The 17464-nt window shown below is 56.0% G+C and carries 12 protein-coding genes and 1 pseudogene; 9 read left to right on the top strand and 4 right to left on the bottom strand.

Annotated features, from left to right (window positions below):
• Positions 1-199 precede the first annotated feature (199 nt).
• From Thiowin_RS20720 to Thiowin_RS20705, 4 genes are all read left to right on the top strand, one after another.
• Positions 200-5965: a hypothetical protein gene (locus Thiowin_RS20720; protein WP_328984865.1), complete on the top strand. Its 5766-nt coding sequence runs from the start codon at positions 200-202 to the stop codon at positions 5963-5965.
• A 198-nt stretch (positions 5966-6163) separates the two neighbouring features.
• The gene (locus Thiowin_RS20715; protein ID WP_328984864.1) at positions 6164-7306 is read left to right on the top strand and encodes a THxN family PEP-CTERM protein; all 1143 of its coding nucleotides are present in this window, start codon (positions 6164-6166) and stop codon (positions 7304-7306) included.
• A gap of 463 nt (positions 7307-7769) precedes the next feature.
• On the top strand, positions 7770-9194 hold the full coding sequence (locus tag Thiowin_RS20710; protein WP_328984863.1) for an O-linked N-acetylglucosamine transferase, SPINDLY family protein: 1425 nt from the start codon (positions 7770-7772) through the stop codon (positions 9192-9194).
• Entirely contained in the window at positions 9194-9868 is a 675-nt protein-coding gene (locus Thiowin_RS20705) for a hypothetical protein (protein WP_328984862.1), read from the top strand. Before Thiowin_RS20710 ends, Thiowin_RS20705 begins: the two co-directional genes overlap by 1 nt.
• 107 nt (positions 9869-9975) lie before the next feature.
• Here the strand turns inward: Thiowin_RS20705 and Thiowin_RS20700 are convergent.
• Positions 9976-11147: pseudogene (locus tag Thiowin_RS20700) on the bottom strand (IS3 family transposase); the annotation flags it as partial.
• A gap of 102 nt (positions 11148-11249) precedes the next feature.
• On the opposite strand from Thiowin_RS20700, the gene Thiowin_RS20695 reads away from it, so the two are divergent.
• The gene (locus tag Thiowin_RS20695; RefSeq protein ID WP_328984861.1) at positions 11250-11531 is read left to right on the top strand and encodes a hypothetical protein; all 282 of its coding nucleotides are present in this window, start codon (positions 11250-11252) and stop codon (positions 11529-11531) included.
• Between the two features lie 5 nt (positions 11532-11536).
• On the opposite strand, the gene Thiowin_RS20690 is transcribed toward Thiowin_RS20695, so the two are convergent.
• Positions 11537-12481 (bottom strand): hypothetical protein, encoded by a 945-nt coding sequence (locus Thiowin_RS20690; protein ID WP_328984860.1) that lies wholly within the window; start codon positions 12479-12481, stop codon positions 11537-11539.
• A 686-nt stretch (positions 12482-13167) separates the two neighbouring features.
• Between Thiowin_RS20690 and Thiowin_RS20685 the strand changes: the two genes are divergently transcribed.
• The 3 genes from Thiowin_RS20685 (at position 13168) to Thiowin_RS20675 (ending at position 16712) form a co-directional block, all read left to right on the top strand.
• A complete protein-coding gene (locus Thiowin_RS20685; RefSeq protein ID WP_328984859.1) occupies positions 13168-14166 on the top strand; it encodes an Rpn family recombination-promoting nuclease/putative transposase in 999 nt (332 codons plus the stop codon).
• 294 nt (positions 14167-14460) lie between these two features.
• Complete coding sequence (locus tag Thiowin_RS20680; protein ID WP_328984858.1) at positions 14461-15471, top strand: Rpn family recombination-promoting nuclease/putative transposase; 1011 nt, start codon at positions 14461-14463, stop codon at positions 15469-15471.
• A gap of 290 nt (positions 15472-15761) precedes the next feature.
• Positions 15762-16712 (top strand): Rpn family recombination-promoting nuclease/putative transposase, encoded by a 951-nt coding sequence (locus tag Thiowin_RS20675; RefSeq protein ID WP_328984857.1) that lies wholly within the window; start codon positions 15762-15764, stop codon positions 16710-16712.
• Positions 16713-16781: 69 nt separating this feature from the next.
• On the opposite strand, the gene Thiowin_RS25480 is transcribed toward Thiowin_RS20675, so the two are convergent.
• Together Thiowin_RS25480 and Thiowin_RS20670 are read right to left on the bottom strand one after the other, a co-directional pair.
• Positions 16782-16970, bottom strand: coding sequence for a type II toxin-antitoxin system HicA family toxin (locus Thiowin_RS25480; protein ID WP_408034112.1), 189 nt, complete (start codon positions 16968-16970; stop codon positions 16782-16784).
• Entirely contained in the window at positions 16951-17190 is a 240-nt protein-coding gene (locus Thiowin_RS20670; RefSeq protein ID WP_328984856.1) for a type II toxin-antitoxin system HicB family antitoxin, read from the bottom strand. The genes Thiowin_RS25480 and Thiowin_RS20670 overlap by 20 nt, the downstream gene beginning before the upstream one ends.
• 101 nt (positions 17191-17291) lie before the next feature.
• Between Thiowin_RS20670 and Thiowin_RS20665 the strand changes: the two genes are divergently transcribed.
• A complete protein-coding gene (locus Thiowin_RS20665) occupies positions 17292-17453 on the top strand; it encodes a hypothetical protein (RefSeq protein ID WP_328984855.1) in 162 nt (53 codons plus the stop codon).
• Positions 17454-17464 lie beyond the last annotated feature (11 nt).

The raw sequence follows: 17464 nt of genomic DNA, 5'->3' as shown, positions 1-17464 counted from the left end.
AGCCGCATCGGCCAACTTCAGGACAGACTCGCCCGCGCCTTCAGGAACCACGAGGCAAAGCCTTCGACTTCGCCGAGAGACCCTATAACCTATGGCCAGCTAGTCGCGAGCGCCCGGCGGACTTACCCTTAACCCTAAGAAAGACTCTTTCACTCGAGTCTCCGTCTCTGAAAGGTTTCCCTGAAGGTTAAGCACAGCCATGGCCGAGAACACCACATCCTCCTCCGATCCGGCACCGGAAAACACTCCGGACAACGCACCGGCGAACGAACAGCAAGTCGTCTTCGACGAGATGACCGCGCTGCGGGATGTTGGTGACTACGACCCTGACAACCCCGAGGAACTGGCGGCCCTCCCCGACCGCGCCATGGGCGAGGGGAACGAAAACGTCCTCGTCGGCACCCGAGAAGGCGAAGACCCCAGCGACGAAGAACTTGGCGGCCTAGGAACAGCCACCGAGGTTCCAAGCTCCCCAGCTCCAAGCGCCGAGCCACCGGCAGATGCGCCCACCACCTCCACCGGCACCCAAGACCCCGTTCCCCCAGTCGACGAGCCCCTCCCAGCTGGCGGCGTCAGCTTCGCATCAACCGAGCCCACCCCGGAACCCGAACCCGAACCACGCGACTTCCCCGTCGTCGAACCGCTAGGCGGCACCGCAGAGGATCCCGCCGAGCCGACGGATGTTGGCGATTCCGATACCGACACCGATACCGACACGGATACGGATACGGACACCGATACCGACACGGATACGGATACCGACACGGACACCGATACGGACACCGACACCGACACGGATACCGATACCGACACCGACACCGATACCGACACCGATACCGATACCGACACCGATACCGACACCGACACCGACACCGACACCGATACCGATACCGATACCGATACCGATACCGATACCGATACGGACACTGATACCGACACCGATACCGACACGGATACGGATACGGATACGGATACGGATACCGACACCGACACCGACACGGATACCGATACCGATACTGACACGGATACCGATACGGACACCGATACCGACACCGATACCGATACCGATACCGACACCGATACGGATACCGACACCGATACGGATACGGACACCGATACCGATACCGACACCGATACGGATACCGACACCGATACGGATACCGACACCGATACGGATACCGACACCGATACGGATACCGACACCGATACGGATAACGACACGGATACCGACACGGATACCGACACGGATACCGACACCGATACGGATACCGATACGGATACCGATACGGATACCGACACCGATACCGACACCGACACCGACACCGATACCGATACCGATACCGATACCGATACCGATACGGATACGGATACGGATACGGATACGGATACGGACACCGATACCGACACCGACACCGATACGGATACCGACACTGATACCGACACGGACACCGATACCGACACGGATACCGATACCGACACCGATACCGATACCGATACCGATACCGATACCGATACCGATACGGACACTGATACCGATACGGACACCGACACCGACACCGATACCGATACCGACACGGACACCGATACCGACACCGACACGGATACCGATACGGATACGGACACCGACACGGATACCGATACGGATACCGATACCGATACCGATACCGATACCGACACAGACACAGACACGGATACCGACACGGATACCGACACGGATACGGATACGGACACCGACACCGACACCGACACCGACACCGATACCGACACCGACACCGATACCGATACCGATACCGATACTGATACCGATACCGATACCGACACCGATACGGATACCGACACGGATACGGATACGGATACCGATACCGACACGGATACAGATACGGACACCGATACCGATACCGACACGGATACAGATACGGACACCGATACCGATACCGATACCGATACCGATACCGATACCGATACCGATACCGATACCGATACCGACACGGATACCGATACCGATACCGACACGGATACCGATACCGACACGGATACCGATACCGATACCGATACCGACACGGATACGGATACGGATACCGACGCCGATACCGATACGGATACCGATACCGACACCGATACGGATACCGACACGGATACGGATACGGATACCGATACCGACACGGATACAGATACGGACACCGATACGGATACGGATACGGATACGGATACCGATACCGATACCGATACCGACACGGATACGGATACGGATACCGACACCGATACGGATACGGATACGGATACGGATACGGATACCGACACGGATACGGATACCGACACGGATACGGATACGGATACGGATACGGATACGGATACGGATACGGATACGGATACGGATACCGACACGGATACCGATACCGATACCGATACCGATACCGATACGGATACCGATACCGATACGGATACCGATACCGATACGGATACCGATACGGATACCGATACGGATACCGATACGGATACCGATACCGACACGGATACGGATACGGATACGGATACCGATACCGATACCGATACCGATACCGATACGGATACGGATACCGATACGGATACCGATACGGATACCGATACCGATACCGATACCGACACGGATACCGATACGGATACCGATACCGATACCGATACCGACACGGATACCGATACCGACACCGACACGGATACGGATACTGACACGGATACCGATACCGACACGGATACCGACACGGATACCGACACGGATACCGACACGGATACCGACACGGATACGGATACGGATACGGATACCGATACGGATACCGATACGGATACCGATACGGATACCGATACGGATACCGATACGGACACCGATACCGACACCGATACCGACACCGATACCGATACCGACACCGATACCGACACCGATACCGATACCGATACGGACACCGATACCGACACCGATACCGACACCGATACCGATACCGATACCGATACGGATACCGACACGGATACCGATACCGACACGGATACCGACACGGATACGGATACGGACACCGATACCGATACGGACACCGACACCGACACGGATACCGATACCGACACCGACACGGATACCGATACCGACACCGACACCGATACCGACACCGATACCGACACCGATACCGACACCGATACCGACACCGATACCGACACCGATACCGACACCGATACGGATACCGACACGGATACCGACACGGATACCGACACGGATACCGACACCGACACCGACACCGACACCGACACCGACACCGATACCGATACCGATACGGACACTGATACCGATACGGACACCGACACGGATACGGATACTGACACGGATACGGATACGGATACCGATACCGACACGGATACCGATACCGACACGGATACCGACACGGATACCGACACGGATACCGATACCGACACGGATACGGATACGGATACCGACACCGATACGGACACTGATACCGACACCGACACCGATACCGACACCGATACCGATACCGATACCGATACCGATACGGACACTGATACCGATACGGACACCGATACCGACACGGACACCGACACCGACACGGATACCGATACGGATACGGACACCGACACGGATACCGATACCGATACCGATACGGATACCGATACGGATACCGATACGGATACCGATACGGATACGGATACCGATACGGATACGGATACCGATACGGATACCGATACGGATACCGATACCGATACCGACACGGATACCGATACCGACACGGATACCGATACGGACACCGATACCGATACCGATACCGATACCGATACCGATACTGATACCGATACCGACACGGATACGGATACCGATACCGATACCGATACCGACACGGATACAGATACCGACACCGACACCGACACCGACACCGACACCGACACCGACACCGACACCGATACGGATACGGATACGGATACCGATACGGATACGGATACCGATACGGACACTGACACCGATACGGATACCGATACCGATACCGATACGGACACCGATACCGACACGGATACGGATACGGACACCGATACCGACACCGATACGGACACCGACACCGACACGGATACCGACACCGACACGGATACCGACACCGACACGGACACGGACACCGACACCGATACCGACACGGATACCGACACCGACACCGACACGGATACCGATACGGACACCGATACGGATACCGACACCGATACCGACACCGATACCGACACGGATACGGACACCGACACCGATACCGACACGGATACGGACACCGATACCGATACGGACACTGATACGGATACCGATACGGACACCGATACCGACACGGATACGGATACCGACACGGATACCGATACGGATACCGATACCGATACGGACACCGATACGGACACCGATACGGATACCGATACGGATACCGATACGGATACCGACACGGATACCGATACCGATACCGATACCGATACCGACACGGATACCGACACGGATACCGACACGGATACCGATACGGATACCGATACGGATACCGACACGGATACCGATACGGATACCGATACGGATACCGATACCGACACGGATACCGATACGGACACCGACACGGATACGGATACGGATACCGACACCGACACGGATACCGATACCGACACGGATACCGATACCGATACCGACATGGACACCGATACCGATACCGACACCGACACGGATACCGACACCGACACGGATACCGATACCGACACGGATACCGATACGGATACCGATACCGACACGGACACCGATACCGATACCGATACCGACACCGATACCGATACGGACACTGATACCGATACCGATACCGACACGGATACGGATACCGATACCGATACCGATACGGATACCGACACGGATACCGACACGGATACCGATGGCGACGACGATGCAGACGGTGATATTGATTCCGACACGGACGTCGACACCGACACCGACTCGGATTCCGATGATGACTCAAGCTACCCGGCGATCTCTTATATCGCTATTGCGCTGAATAACAGGATGGTCGTCAAACTAGAGTTTGCGAGCGGTGAAGAACATACAATCGACGACCAAGCCTACGTTGAAGCACTGGCTACCGCTTTCGCAGCCTCATCCGGGGGCTGGACAGCGATTTACGTCAAGGGTGGGAGCGCCAATTCTTCGCACGATGGTTCTGTAATGGAATACGGAGCGCAGGTAGTATGGCCGACCAATCCGGGCGGGCAGATCATTAACGGCGAATGGACTTTAATAGACTCCGGCACGGAGACTGATACAGAGAACGCTGGAGATACCGAAACCGAGACCGAAACCGAGACCGAAGCCGAGACCGACAAAGAGACAGAGACAGAGACAGAGACAAAGTCAGAGACAGAGTCAGAGTCAGAGTCAGAGTCAGAGTCAGGGTCAGGGTCAGAGTCAGAGTCAGAGTCAGAGTCAGAGTCAGAGTCAGAGTCAGAGACAGAGTCAGAGTCAGGGTCAGGGTCAGGGTCAGAGTCAGAGTCAGAGTCAGAGACAGAGTCAGAGACAGAGACAGAGACAGAGACAGAGACAGAGACAGAGACAGAGACAGAGACAGAGACAGAGACAGAGACAGAGTCAGAGACAGAGACCGAGACCGAGACCGAAGCCGAAGCCGAAGCCGAGACCGACAAAGAGACAGAGTCAGAGACCGAAGAGGAGGGAGAGGGAGATGGACCAGGCCAGGGGCAAGGACAAGGCCAGGGCCAAGCAGCTCGTTCAGTCGTGAAGCAATCCGATCCTGATAAGCAAGAATCCTTGCAGGACGACGGCTATGATGATGCAGCACAGTTAGCGGATATTACCAACTCCTATGATCCTGACTCGGAAACGACGGACCCTTTCAATCAGGACCCAGAATTTTCTGACATGGAGGCACTTGACCTGTCCGATTACTCGGATGATGGTCCGGATGAAGTCTAAGGTGGCAGCAGGGTTGCCAGATATCGGATTCTGGTTTGGGCGCCGTCTAATTCCAGCAACATGGCTGGAATTAGGTTGCGGGGCGTCGGCCAGATGTTGGTTCGCTGACAGCCCGGCCTGACAGACAGGCTGACAAAAAACGCCATAACGGGCGTCTGGCAGCCATGGTGCGGAAATGATCCCTTGCAGGGACAGCGCTTGGCTTTCGATTATGCGTATTGGCCTTTTTTTTGCATGAAACGGCAAGTACGGCAGATCGCTGCCGCCTCATATCCGCGCCACCCCGAGCGATTACACGAAGGAGAGATAGACGAGGCCTTATCAATGATGAGTCATTCCAATATTAGAAACAAAAACGCCCTCGGAGGACGGAATCTCTGCCTGGCTTTGATTTTTCTCTCGCTCACCACGGCGGGCTCTGCGGCGCTAGCTGGTCCGGTTTCCAACTGGAATTATGTGATGAACGCGGCCTTCACAAGCGCGGTTTTCACCGGCAGCGCGTCCGACCCCGGACTCGAGATATTCGATCCGGACGGAGATGGCAAGGGGTATGAGATCTCTTGGGGAGCAGAATACGACGACGTCTCGTCTTTTTCGATTCAGAATACGGTCTATCTTTCCTGTAGCAGCCCTAACTGCGACCAGAGACAGGAAGGTGAGTTTCTGACGGTGTCAAATGACTGGCTCGATAATCGCAGCGCGCTAACAATCGGTAGCGGGACAGATCAAAGAGACGAGAACCGCATCGGCGGTGGAGAATCGAGTGGCGATTTAGCGCTCGACGGAGCCTATGGCCAGGGAAGCAACATCACTCATTGGAACAATCCGATATGGCGACAATATCGCGACTTGATGCGCGGCTCCATCCTGATCGACCTGTCACTGACCCCTGATGGGAGCAATCAGAGCTTTGACTTTGATTTGAGCTTCAGTTTCGACTTTGTCGAGTCAGCCAACGCTGGCATCAAAGGCGTTTGCTACGATGGAAGTCCCGGTGGCGCATGTCCGGATTTATTCCAGATTGCTGAAAGCGATGCTCTGAGCCTGCTTAATAACTCATTTGTGTATGACAATAATCGCTATTACGTTAGCATTCTGGTGACCGATGGCAATGGCGGTGCCTCGCCAATCGGTCACCTGGCGGATGGGGAATGCGGTTTGCGCGCCAGTGGACCACAAGATGGCTGCCGGGGCTGGAGAACGGCGGAAGAAGAAGCCACCACCGTTCAATTCGCGGTTAGCATCACCACAACTCCAGTACCGTCCCCCGCGCCAATCGCACTGCTTGCACTCGGTTTTGTGGCCATGGGTTTCGCGCGACAAGCGAGCGTTCGTATCTAGCGCGGTCTCTTTATGTCGAAGCTACGCAATCAAGATGGCAGCACGGTCGCTTTCCGATGTTTGGCCCGCGATGCGTAGATAGTTGCGCCATGACGATACCTGATTCGTGTCTAGCAGGATAAGCAAAGATGGAGGCGAAAATGACGGGGTTGCTGATATAGCTTTCGCATTGGAATCTGTGTTGGCGGCTTGGAACTCTTCCGGGGCGCAAGAAAGTACATTGTTACGCGACGCGCTGTTTTTTCTTCGGCGGACAGTTTCAACAACATCCGGTGCACGCTTACTGGTCGGTAAATTTTACTCCCAAGCGAAACGGGAAACGGCTTTTCACCGGGCGCTTCTCCGCGCCCTAGCTGACGTCGAATGGGGGCATGGAGATCCAGTCGGGTCACCTGCCAGCAGTCATTCCGAACCGGCAATCGCCGATCCCGCCACTCGGTGGGAAAATTTGGGCTTCGCTCTGGTGGCCGAGGATCGCCTCGATGACGCGCTTTGGGCCCTGCGGCAAAGCTTCGACCATGGTGCGGACGGCCCGCGCCTTTGGCGGGTGTTCGGAAATGTTCTCAGGCTCAAGGGCGAGATTGATGCCGCGATTTCGGCTTACCGCGAGGCGCTGAGGCGGCAGCCCGACCGGCTAACCCATAGTCGGCTTTTGTTGGCAGTGAATTCTTCTTGCACTCTGACCCCGGCGGAGGTCGCCCAAGAGCATCGCCATTGGGCGAGTCTGTACGCGGCGCCGGCTTGCGTTCCCGTTAGCGCCCCGCGCGCCGTGCATGGTCATAAGACGCCCTTGGTCGTTGGCTATGTGTCGCCGGATTTCAGGTCGCACCCTGTTGCCTATTTTTTTCTTCCCTTGGTTGAAGGACATCATCGGGAGAATGTACAGGTCGTCTGCTACGCGAGCACGTCCGCCAACGACGGGGTGCGGCGAAGAATTGCCGCGGCCGCTGACCTGTGGCGCGAGGTGGCCGGTTGGTCGACGCAACGGGTTGTCGAGCAAATCCGCGCCGATGGCGTTGATCTCTTGGTTGACCTGGCCGGTCATACCACGGGAAATCGCCTGGATGTTTTTGCCTGCCGCGCTGCTCCCGTGCAGCTGACCTACCTGGGTTATCCGAATACCACCGGCTTGGACAGCATCGACTATCGCTTGGTTGATGCCGTGACTGATCCTCCCGGACCTGCCGATGAGTTGGCAAGCGAGACGCTGATCCGCTTGGAACCGGGTTTTTTGGTGTTTGATCCGCCCGCCGACGCCCCGCCGGTTGCGCAGAGTCCTATGCTGTCGAACGGATATGTGACCTTCGGTTCGTTCAACAAGGTCGCAAAGCTTTCGCCCGAGACCCTGGAAACCTGGTCCGCCTTGCTGAACAAGCTACCCACAGCGCGCTTGTTGTTGAAAAGTGGCGGCCTGACCACCGATGAGAGCCGTAATCAGCTATGCGAGGCTTTCGCGAAAGCGGGTTTGTCGGACGTGAGCCGGCTCGAACTCAGGGATCTCGAACCAAGTCGCCGCGCCCATTTGGCCATGTATGGCGAGATTGACATCGCCCTGGACCCCTTTCCGTACAATGGCACAACAACCACTTGCCAGGCGTTGTGGATGGGAGTGCCCATGATCACGCTTGCGGGGCGCAGTCATGCGGGACGGGTGGGTGCGAGCTTGTTCAGCCAGATGCAGCTGCAGGCGTTGGTGGCACCGGATCGCGAATCCTACCTGCGCATCGCTGTCGGGCTTGCCGCGAGTCCTGAAAAACTGGCCGATCTGCGCCGGGGTCTGAGAGACCGCATGGCCGCGTCGCCATTGCTCGATCACGTCGGCTTTGTCGCGCGGCTTGAAGCCCTGTATCGGCGCCTTTGGCAGCGTGCTTGTCAGGCGGGTGCTTGATGAGCGCGAGTTTCGATTACCGTCAGGTGCTATCGCCAAGTTTCGTGGAAACGGGAAGTTACCGAGGCGACGGCATCGCCCAAGCGCTAGGCGCGGGATTCGAGACGGTTCACAGCATTGAGATTGCCGATCATTGGATCAACCATTGCCGCCAGCGCTTCGCCAGGGAAATCGCCGACGGCCGCTTGGTGCTGTGGCAGGGAGATACGCTGGATGTCTTGCCTCGGGTGATCGCGCATTTGTCTCGTCCAGCCACTTTTTGGCTCGACGCGCACAGTCATCCCCATAACACCGGCACCGAGAAGAGCGCCGTGAACTGCCCGCTGTATCATGAGCTTGGAGCAATTGCCGCAAGCCCAATCCGCAGTCACAGGGTTTTGATTGATGACTTGCGTCTGATCACCGATCCGAGAAGCTGGGGCGGCCATGATGTCACTTTCAGTGGCATGCTGGAGCGGCTGCGTGCTATCAATTCCAATTACGCTTTTGCTTTTTTGGATGGGCTGATCGAAAAGGATGTCTTAGTCGCGCGCGTTGAGACAGGGATGCGGACGGATCAGGCAACACTGGACGCCTTCCTGTCCGATCCATTAAGCCAGAGTATTCGGTCAGCGAGAAGCGCCTTGGCCTGTGAGGTGGACCCCATGTCAAGGACAGTTTTCCCCCGAATTTAAGTTAGCGCGCCCAGTTCAGTCGCAGCGGATTGGCGCTGCCCCAGTTCTTCGCCAGCGGAGTCGTCGGCGGAGCGTAGCGGAGCCGACGACTCCGCTGGCGGGCGATCGCCAAAGTGATCAGCAACCACGACACCACCTCCTTTGCCGCTCACATGCACATCGTCCGGCGTTCGGTAGCCAAGCCCCTGGTGAGGGCGTTCACCGTTGTAGAAGGGGAAATACGCCGAGAGGCCCATGAACAGCTCTGTGAGCGTCTCATAGCCCTTGGGGTAAATGTCCTCCCATTTGACGCTGCGCCACAGACGCTCGACGAAGACGTTGTCCAGGGCTCTGCCGCGCCCATCCATGCTGATGGCCACCTCGGCGTCACGCAACACCTGGGTGAAGGCGAGGCTGGTAAACTGCGCGCCCTGGTCGGTGTTGAAGATCTCCGGGCGCCCATAGTGGCGCAGCGCATCCTCCAAGCAATCGATGCAAAAGCCCGTGTCCATTGTGTTCGACAATCTCCAAGAAAGGACTCGTCGTGAGTACCAGTCGATGATGGCCACCAGGTAGGCAAATCCATGCGCGAGTCGCACATAGGTGATGTCACTGCTCCAGACGTGGTTGGGCCGTACAATGGCCAGCCCACGCAACAAGTAGGGGTAGATTTTGTGCTCAGGATGCGGCTTGCTTGTATGAGGCCCAGGCAACATGCCGGCTAAACCTAAAACGCCCATGAGACGCTGAACGCGTTTGCGACTGACCGCATAGCCTTGTGCGCGCAGCATCACAACCATGCGTCGACTCCCATAAAATGGTCTCTTGGTGTATTCCGCATCAATCAGCCGCAACAACTTTTGATCCAGTTCGCTCGGCTCGGCAATACGATCATGGCGGTGTGCATACACTCCAGAGCGATGTACGCCAAGCAGCGCACATTGGCGACTGACCGCTAACCCGCCATCATCAAGGCCGCCCATGTCGATCCACCCGCGACGCACGCTCACAGGCTCACCCCGGACTTTTTTTTCAGCCAGTCCAGCTCCATTTTCAACCGCCCGATCTCGCTGTAGAGTCGCTCTTCGTCGCCACTGTCGTCCACTTTCTTGCGCCCGCGCCGGCCTTCGAACAGCTTGCCGGCGTCCGCCACGATGGCTTTCTTCCACTGGCCTACTTGGACCGGATGAACCCCGTGATCCTGCGCAATCTCGTTAGTCGTCTTCACTCCGCGTACCGCTTCCAAGCCTACTTTGGCCTTGAAAGCGGCACTGAAGGTCTTGCGTTGTCTCTCACTCATCTGCTCTCTCCAAGTCTTTACAAGTCTCTTCAGATGAGGCAAAACTAACTTAATTTAGTGTCCTAAAATTGGGGTCCACTATACTGGGAGCCAGCGCGGTTCATGCGCTACCGTTTTTTGGTGACGCGGCTGCTGTACCGTGCGAATCCAGCCAGCACGGATTTCGCGGAGGCGTTCGCGGTGGCGCGTGAGGCAACCGAGCACTTTCCTCAGCATGCCCCGGCTTGGGATTTGGTTGCCCGAGCCGGGCTAGCCTTGGCCCGACAAGCGCTTACAGAGGGGCGTCACGCGGCCGAAGCCGCGCGCCGGCTGGAACCAAATGACCGGAAAATCAGTCAGCGGTTAATGCAGTTCCGGGAGTCGTTTGATCCTAAGCGCTCCTGAGCATGCTATCTCTGTGGCCCGTTGAGTCTCCGACCAAAATTCCCAAGTAATAGTAGACCGCCTAGTAGCAACGGAAGGGTTGCGGGCGCCGGTACATCGACCGGATCCGCAATCAGGTCTTGTCCGTCTGAGCTATGAAATAACAGAACTTTATCGTTGGCCAGCGCGACATTGTTGCTGTCATCCATTCGATTAAACACACTGTCAAGCAGAGTTTGGTTATCATTCAAACCATCTACATTAGCTAAATGCGTGACTTTGAAATTGCCACCCGCGATGTCCATACCAGAGCTAGAATCGTATAGACTCTCCCAGATTCCCACTTGGATTGCGGCACTCATGTTTCCACTTGACGGATTGAGCCAGTTTTGATCCTCAAATTTAAATCCGTATTGGTCTCGACTCAGAACCCAGTTGAGGGCTCCAAGAAAGCTGAGCAGGTTGCCGAAATCACGGCTGACCGCTTTGCCGTTCACATTAGTATCGAGCGGAGCGCCATCTTCTATCGGGAGGACAGTATAGGTGCTTTTATGCGTCTTCAAATTTGCGAAGAGATCAACGCAATAAAAGATAACGTCATCATCACTTCGATAAAGGTCTTTCGGATCGAAAGGATCGGTGTCGCCCGGAGTGACCGCACCACCGAAGGCACCAGCTTTTACCCAAGCTTCCTTGTCGGTATCCCCGTCATTAAAAATAATCTTAAGCGTGTCAGATCCATTCGAAAAAATCCCGTCGACAATGTCGATATCGACAGTGCCAAGTGATTCGTCTTCAACATAATTGACGGTATCAGACGTATCAGGATCATAGATGGGGCTAGCGAGTGTCACCGTCGCGTTTAATAAAAGCGCAAGTGTAGCAGCGCTAGCTGTTGATATCGGCGAATACCAAGGTGTTGAGCCGTTTTTGTCAGCTTTTTTGATGGCGATGTCTTTGAAAGCAGTCATCTGAGTGTTTCCCTGAAAGTTGAAAATACCGAGAAATAGAAGCTTTTTTCTTTGACCCTGGGCGCGGCTCTTCCGGATCCTATAGGGAGTCTTGCATCCTCGCCTAGACCGGAAGCCAACTTCGGAGTGTTTGAAATTTCCCATCTAGTAAGCAAAAGGCATGCCGAATTCGAGTTGGTGGTGTCAGAGCGGAGATTGGCTTGTGACTGCCATCATAAAATGACTTCATCCGGCACCGGATAGCGGCTCAAATGGCAGGATCTGTCACTTGATCCTGACGCATACTGCCAAACTAAAGTTGCGTGTCGTCGATTCTATGGCGCTGTTCAGAATTCTAGGGCTGACAGGGCTAGGTGTGTAAAACCACCAGCGATATGATGCGATGTTTAAGGCTCCCTTGCCCGGCCAGCAGCGCCGCCGTTCTGTCGCGAGTTTATAGGGGTAGGGTAAAATTGTTTCCAGGCATCCTTAGTTCTACTTTGTTAACTTTATCTTCTTGATTTATTTAGGGTTACACTATGTGACTTAGTCTTTTGCCGGCCATCAATGCCGTCATGGCTTTTCCAACCCTCAACCGACTGGACACGATTCTAATACGGGTTTCTAAATCAATAGCATCCGAGAACTCGAATTTAACAAAGTAGAATTAGGCAATGCAGAGATCGACTCCGTTTTGATCAAGGGATATGACCACCACCCCCACGCCGCATGATTGCTTTTTCCGCGAGAACTTCGTGCGACCGGTCATCGCGCGTGACTTCCTTGGGCAGACGCTGCCGCCGGCCTTGCTCGTCGATCTCGACCTGGAGCGGTTGGTCATCTCACCTGACACCTTTGTGACCGAGGCACTGCGCAAGATCTACTCGGACCTGATCTACCAGATTCCCTATCGCGGTAGTACCACCTTGTCGGTGTATCTGCTGTTTGAGCACAAAAGTCAGCCAGAGCATTGGGTACTGCTGCAACTGCTGCGCTACATGGTCGCCAGCGGCGAGCTGTATCGCGACCAGAACCCCAAGGCCAAACGCCTGCCGCCCATTTATCCCTTGGTGCTGTATCACGGCCAAAAACAATGGCGTGCCCCGGCGCATTTCCACGACCTAATCGACCCGTTACCCGAGTCCATCAAACCCTATGTGCCGCAATTTGGCTATGCGCTGCACGACATCTCAGCCAGAAGCGCCACCGATATCAAGGGCGGGGTGTTGTCCCGGCTGGTTCAACTCGCGCTGCGCCATATTTACAATGACCAGCCCGAAGAACGCTTGCGGGAACTGCTCGGGCTGATCGCCAAAGTCAGGCGCGACGCCACCGCGCTGGACATCCTCGAATCCTTGCTGCGTTACTATGTCCAAGGCACCGGCCGCCTTGATGAGCGCCAGGCGCGCACCCTGATTGAACAGACTTTCCCCGGAGAGCCGTTGATGGAAACCTTTATTGATCGATACATTGCCCAAGGTGAACAGCGCGGTGAGAAGCGCGGTGAGAAGCGTGGTGAGAAGCGTGGTGAGAAGCGCGGCGAACAGCGCGGGCAAGCGCGGTCGCTGCTGCGTCTGATCGAGCGCAAATTCGGCCCGCCCAGCGAGCCCATCCTGACCCGAATCACCGAAGCCGATTCAAACACCCTGCTCATCTGGTTTGATCGAGCCATTGATGCGCGCAGTCTCGACGAGGTGTTGCATTGATGTACCAGAGCTATGTCGAGGATCGGCTCAAGTGGCTGGTCCCCGGGGATCGGCTCGGCTCAAATGGCTTGATCTCAAGGAGGTGCTCGGGAGTAATAATCTCGCGACTATTGAAGCCTGGCGCTGGCTAAACAGTTGCGCAGGCCTGGGTGGACTGCGCTTCGCTTGTCCACCCATGCTACCGCCACGATGCCCCGCTCTTTCTTTCAGGATGGCCCGGGTTATGATCAAGCCCAAATTGTTTCCAGGCATCCTTAGGCAATGCAGAGATCGACTCCGTTTTGATCAAGGGATATGACCACCACCCCCACGCCGCATGATTGCTTTTTCCGCGAGAACTTCGTGCGACCGGTCATCGCGCGTGACTTCCTTGGGCAGACGCTGCCGCCGGCCTTGCTCGCCGATCTCGACCTGGAGCGGTTGGTCATCTCCCCTGACACCTTTGTGACCGAGGCACTGCGCAAGATCTACTCGGACCTGATCTACCAGATTCCCTATCGCGGTAGTACCACCTTGTCGGTGTATCTGCTGTTTGAGCACAAAAGTCAGCCAGAGCATTGGGTACTGCTGCAACTGCTGCGCTACATGGTCGCCAGCGGCGAGCTGTATCGCGACCAGAACCCCAAGGCCAAGCGCCTGCCGCCCATTTATCCCTTGGTGCTGTATCACGGCCAAAAACAATGGCGTGCCCCGGCGCATTTCCACGACCTAATCGACCCGTTACCCGAGTCCATCAAACCCTATGTGCCGCAATTTGGCTACGCGCTGCACGACATCTCAGCCAGAAGCGCCACCGATATCAAGGGCGGGGTGTTGTCCCGGCTGGTTCAACTCGCGCTGCGCCATATTTACAATGACCAGCCCGAAGAGCGCTTGCGGGAACTGCTCGGGCTGATCGCCAAAGTCAGGCGCGACGCCACCGCGCTAGACATCCTCGAATCCTTGCTGCGTTACTATGTCCAAGGAACCGGTCGCCTTGATGAGCGCCAAGCGCGCACCCTGATTGAACAGACTTTTCCTGGAGAGCCGCTGATGGAAACCTTTATTGATCGATACATTGCCCAAGGTGAACAGCGCGGAGAGAAGCGCGGTGAGAAGCGTGGTGAGAAGCGCGGCGAGAAGCGCGGTGAGAAGCGCGGCGAACAGCGCGGGCAAGCGCGGTCGCTGCTGCGTCTGATCGAGCGCAAATTCGGCCCGCCCAGCGAGCCCATCCTGACCCGAATCACCGAAGCCGATTCAAACACCCTGCTCATTTGGTTTGATCGAGCCATTGATGCGCGCAGTCTCGACGAGGTGTTGCATTGATGTACCAGAGCTATGTCGAGGATCGGCTCAAGTGGCTGGTCCCCGGGGATCGGCTCGGCTCAAATGGCTTGATCTCAAGGAGCTGCTCGGGAGTAATAACCTCGCGACTATCGAAGCCTGGCGCTGGCTAAACAGTTGCGCAGGCCTGGGTGGACTGCGCTTCGCTTGTCCACCCTACCGCCACGATGCCCCGCTCTTTCTTTCAGGATGGCCCGGGTTATGATCAAGCCCAAATTGTTTCCAGGCATCCTTAGGCAATGCAGAGATCGACTCCGTTTTGATCAAGGGATATGACCACCACCCCCACGCCGCATGATTGCTTTTTCCGCGAGAACTTCGTGCGACCGGTCATCGCGCGTGACTTCCTTGGGCAGACGCTGCCGCCGGCCTTGCTCGCCGATCTCGACCTGGAGCGATTGGTCATCTCCCCTGACACCTTTGTGACCGAGGCACTGCGCAAGATCTACTCGGACCTGATCTACCAGATTCCCTATCGCGGTAGTACCACCTTGTCGGTGTATCTGCTGTTTGAGCACAAAAGTCAGCCAGAGCATTGGGTACTGCTGCAACTGCTGCGCTACATGGTCGCCAGCGGCGAGCTGTATCGCGACCAGAACCCCAAGGCCAAGCGCCTGCCGCCCATTTATCCCTTGGTGCTGTATCACGGCCAGCAACAATGGCGTGCCCCGGCGCATTTCCACGACCTAATCGACCCGTTACCCGAGTCCATCAAGCCCTATGTGCCGCAATTTGGCTATGCGCTGCACGACATCTCAGCCAGAAGCGCCACCGATATCAAGGGCGGGGTGTTGTCCCGGCTGGTTCAACTCGCGCTGCGCCATATCTACTCTGACCAGCCCGAGGAGCGCTTGCGGGAACTGCTTGGGCTGATCGCCAAAGTTGGGCGCGACGCCACCGCGCTAGACATCCTCGAATCCTTGCTGCGTTACTATGTCCAAGGAACCGGTCGCCTTGATGAGCGCCAAGCGCGCACCCTGATTGAACAGACTTTTCCTGGAGAGCCGCTGATGGAAACCTTTATTGATCGCTACATTGCCCAAGGTGAACAGCGCGGAGAGGAGCGCGGGCAAGCGCGGTCGCTGCTGCGTCTGATCGAGCGCAAATTCGGCCCGCCCAGCGAGCCCATCCTGACCCGAATCACCGAAGCCGATTCAAACACCCTGCTCATTTGGTTTGATCGAGCCATTGATGCGCGCAGTCTCGACGAGGTTTTGCATTGATGTAACAAAGCTATTTCGCGAGCTTGATGATGATGCGGCACTGGTTATTGTTATTGGGTCGATAGGTTGTCAATATTTCGGATCGAGCCCGGCTTGCTTGCACAGCTCGTTTGCCGTGATTCGATCGAGTTGCCGATGTCTCTTCACCGGGATTACTCTGACGCCATCTGAATAGATGGAATGATTGGCACCTTCACGCAAAAGATAGAAACCCTTGGACTCTAAATACCGAACAAGGTCACGCCGCTTCACCGACATCAACGATCTCCACGGGAACTTGTTCCAGTAAGCTGTTGCTGCTGGGCGTCTCCTTGCCGAGTGCTTGATAAGCCAAAACCATCTCGTTTAGCGCATCTCGAAGCAATTGACGGCACTCCTCCAAGCTGGCGCCTTCGGTCAGAACCTCGGGCCACTCGATGAGTTGGCCAAGGTATCCAGAAGCGATTTTGGTGTATCTCGCCGTGTAGCTTTGAGTCATATCGAGCCTCTGCGTTCTGTCAGGCAAGGGTTTGAGTTTTTTGAAAGGCTAGCATGATTTTGTGATAAGCGGTGGGGACATGCTGGGGGATTTTGCATATTTTGGCCGATCTCGACCTGGAGCGGATGGTCATCTCCCCCGACACCTTTGTGACCGAAGCACTGCGCAAGATCTACTCGGACCTTATCTATGGCGGTCAGGAGGCCATGGAAGGTCTGGGGGTGCGTATTCGCGGTTGGAATCGATTGCCTGCGCTTTTCTAGGTGATTTTTGG

Source organism: Thiorhodovibrio winogradskyi (assembly GCF_036208045.1).
In the GTDB taxonomy this organism is placed as follows: domain Bacteria; phylum Pseudomonadota; class Gammaproteobacteria; order Chromatiales; family Chromatiaceae; genus Thiorhodovibrio; species Thiorhodovibrio winogradskyi.
The sequence above is the reverse complement of the archived record's forward strand: the minus strand, read 5'-3'. Positions and strand labels throughout refer to the sequence as shown.

What these genes read in the sequence shown, in the direction of transcription:
- Thiowin_RS20720 (WP_328984865.1), top strand. Translation starts at nt 200, where the DNA reads ATGGCCGAGAACACCACATCCTCCTCCGATCCGGCACCGGAAAACACT.
- Thiowin_RS20705 (WP_328984862.1), top strand. Translation starts at nt 9,194, where the DNA reads ATGAGCGCGAGTTTCGATTACCGTCAGGTGCTATCGCCAAGTTTCGTG.
- Thiowin_RS20695 (WP_328984861.1), top strand. Translation starts at nt 11,250, where the DNA reads ATGCGCTACCGTTTTTTGGTGACGCGGCTGCTGTACCGTGCGAATCCA.
- Thiowin_RS20690 (WP_328984860.1), bottom strand. Translation starts at nt 12,481, where the DNA reads ATGACTGCTTTCAAAGACATCGCCATCAAAAAAGCTGACAAAAACGGC.
- Thiowin_RS20685 (WP_328984859.1), top strand. Translation starts at nt 13,168, where the DNA reads ATGACCACCACCCCCACGCCGCATGATTGCTTTTTCCGCGAGAACTTC.
- Thiowin_RS20680 (WP_328984858.1), top strand. Translation starts at nt 14,461, where the DNA reads ATGACCACCACCCCCACGCCGCATGATTGCTTTTTCCGCGAGAACTTC.
- Thiowin_RS20675 (WP_328984857.1), top strand. Translation starts at nt 15,762, where the DNA reads ATGACCACCACCCCCACGCCGCATGATTGCTTTTTCCGCGAGAACTTC.
- Thiowin_RS25480 (WP_408034112.1), bottom strand. Translation starts at nt 16,970, where the DNA reads ATGTCGGTGAAGCGGCGTGACCTTGTTCGGTATTTAGAGTCCAAGGGT.
- Thiowin_RS20670 (WP_328984856.1), bottom strand. Translation starts at nt 17,190, where the DNA reads ATGACTCAAAGCTACACGGCGAGATACACCAAAATCGCTTCTGGATAC.